The following is a 1,768-nucleotide window of genomic DNA, read 5'->3' as shown; positions in this document are numbered from 1 at the left end:
GTATTATGAACATCTGCTTTCCCTTTCCCGTAATTTCTTCAATAAAGCCAAAACTGGCGACTTGATGGCGTATGCCACCAATGATCTGAATGCAGTTCGTTTCCTGGTCGGATTTGGAATGGTGATCCTCATCGATATCGTTGTTTTCGCGATCGGGGCAATGTTCTTTATGACCAATATCAGTTTGCGATTAACTTTGCTGGCGATAATTCCGATGCCTGTTTTAACAGTTGTGATCATTATTTTTGGTAAGAAAATCCACGCTCGTTTTAAGAAAGTTCAGAAAACTTTTGCTACCATGTCCGGGAAAGTTCAGGAAAGTATTTCCGGAATTCGGGTTGTAAAAGTTTTCGTGCAGGAAGAAGCAGAACTGAAAAAGGTTGCTCATTCTGCCAGAGATTATGTGAAAGATAACATCGCACTCGTTCGTATTCACGGACTTTTCCATCCGTTTCTATTTCTCATCATTGCTATCAGTATGGGAATCGTTCTCATTTTTGGTGGAGAATCAACGATTCTGGGAACGATCTCGATGGGAGAATTCATCGCATTTTTCTCATATCTCGGAATGTTTGTCTGGCCTGCGATTGCTGTTGGCTGGTTGGTGAATCTTTATCAGAGAGGAAAAGCTTCGCTGATCAGGTTGAATTCCATTTTTGAGATTGAACCGGAAATAATCGATGAAAATGCAGATTATTCCATAAAAGAATTGAAAGGGAAAATCGAAGTTAAGAATTTGAGTTTTAGTTATGGAGAGAGAATGGAAGAAAATTTGCCAAATTTCAAAAATTTGGCAAATTTATCCATCTTCGAAAATATCTCCTTCGATCTAAATATTGGAAAAACTTTAGCAATCGTCGGAAAAACCGGTTGCGGAAAAACTACTTTGATCGATTTAATTACGCGGATTTATAATCCTCCCAAAAATTCCATTTTCATTGATGATCGTGAACTTTACGATATTCCCCTCGAAATTTTACGAAAAAATATAATCACCGTGCCGCAGGATATTTTCCTGTTTTCCGACTCGATAGCCAATAATATTAGTCTGGCAAAACCAGAGGTTGACAAATATTTTATTGAGGAAGTTGCCCGTTATTCGCAGGTCTATGATGAGATTCTGGAATTTGAAAATGGTTTCGAGACCGTGATTGGAGAACGAGGAGTAACACTTTCCGGCGGACAGAAACAGCGGATTGCCATTGCCCGGGCTTTGTTGACGGATCCGAATATTCTCATCCTCGATGATGCACTTTCTGCTGTCGATACCAAAACCGAAAAAAAGATCCTTGAACTGCTTATCAAGATCAGAAAGGATAAAACGACCATCATTATTGCACATCGCATTTCATCTCTGCAACACGCTGATAAAGTAATCGTTTTGGATAATAAGAAGATCGTGGAAACCGGAACCCACCAAGAACTTCTGGCGAATGGTGGGATGTACAGTTATTTGTATGAAAAACAGCAACTTGAGGAAAAGTTGAGTGATTGAAATCTATGATTCGTGTTCATAAGAGTGAAGCGAGAATGGACTTGAGACGACATTTTCCAACTGAACTCCATCTAACTGAAGTTGATGAAGTCCAGTCGTAAATTTAGGAAACCTTCCGAATGGGTCTCTACCAGCGGAATTCTTGCACTCGACCTTCGGAATGGTTGAGGAACGAGACCTCATAAGAGTTGTTGTTTTACGATTTAGAACTTATAACTTAAACCGATTGAAAATCTCAATATATGTTCATTGATACCATAATTATCGATATTT

1 protein-coding gene is annotated in these 1,768 nt (G+C 39.1%); it reads left to right on the top strand.

Annotated elements, in window-relative coordinates; genetic code table 11:
• Positions 1–1,495 (top strand): ABC transporter ATP-binding protein (locus ENL20_06320; GenBank protein HHE38169.1); only part of this gene is annotated, 1,495 nt, incomplete at its 5' end.
• Positions 1,496–1,768 lie beyond the last annotated feature (273 nt).

Source organism: Candidatus Cloacimonadota bacterium, assembly GCA_011372345.1.
GTDB lineage: Bacteria > Cloacimonadota > Cloacimonadia > Cloacimonadales > TCS61 > DRTC01.
This window is presented reverse-complemented; position numbering and strand designations above follow the sequence as displayed.